This window comes from Anaerotignum lactatifermentans (assembly GCF_014982935.1).
Lineage (GTDB): Bacteria > Bacillota > Clostridia > Lachnospirales > Anaerotignaceae > Anaerotignum > Anaerotignum lactatifermentans.
This window is the reverse complement of sequence record NZ_JADCKK010000159.1, coordinates 1-1,023: the sequence shown is the minus strand read 5'-3', so window position 1 is coordinate 1,023 and position 1,023 is coordinate 1. Positions and strand designations below refer to the sequence as shown.

Genomic DNA, 1,023 nt, shown 5'->3' with positions numbered 1-1,023 from the left:
CATCGTTTCTACCACCAGTTGCTTGAATTCTGGTGTATATCGTTTATTTGGTACTCCTTTTGGCATAAAAATCACCCCACTTGTTATTCAGTATATCATACTGTCTAACAAATGGGGTGCAGTTCAGTATGATACGGATTTCAGCTTTTTTATTTTCTGATGAAGATGCCCCTGAAAACAGTCCTTTTATGATCTAAATATGCTCAAAATATATTTATATGCTCTTATAAATTTTTGTTCTTGAAAAGTCACTTTTCCCTATTTCAAAGACATATATATATGACCATAATCATTGTTCACCTATTATACCAGGTCAGAAAAGAGGGATTTCATGATAAAAACACCACGAATTGTTTTAATTATCATTGGTACATTGCTTATCCTATTTTATGTCAGAGGATGCATTGCTTCTAAAAATGAACCGGAAGCCCCTGTTGCATGGAGAAGTGTAGAAACGGAAGAACTGGAACAAATCCAGTCCGATTTTGCGCAGAATATGCCGGAAACCGTTTATTTCCCTGCAAAAATCCCTGACACATATTCTTTACATCAATCTGAAATCCGTACCAATGCGGATAACAGCACAGAAACGATAGAGCATTATTTCCAGTACACCTATCTGGAAAACCCTAAAAAGAGAATTGATGCAACCAATATCCAAAGTGAGTCTCTTTGGTTCATACAGTCTAAGGACGCAGACTACATCCAAAAATATATCTCAGCAGAAATGATGCAGTCTTATGAGGAAGGCACTTATATTTTCCAGTCAGGTGAACTGGAAAACACATTGTTCTGGAAACAAGGATCATGGATGTTCCTTTTGCGGGGCAAACTGGAACAACAGGATATGGAAACCATAGCTTCTTCTCTGGAAGTTCTGGATTTGTCTCAAACACAATCATAACCACGCCTAAAAGACGTGGTTTGCACTAGCCCTATAAGGGCTTATTAAGAGCCAGCGCCTAAATGACGCTGGCTTTCACTTCGTTCAAGCCTTGGTGGTATGATTATCTGCTACCCTTA

1 protein-coding gene is annotated in these 1,023 nt (G+C 38.2%); it reads left to right on the top strand.

Going from position 1 to position 1,023, the window contains the following annotated elements; all coding sequences use genetic code 11:
• Positions 1-331: 331 nt before the first annotated feature.
• Complete coding sequence (locus INF29_RS14465) at positions 332-904, top strand: hypothetical protein (protein WP_193487432.1); 573 nt, start codon at positions 332-334, stop codon at positions 902-904.
• Positions 905-1,023: the final 119 nt, after the last annotated feature.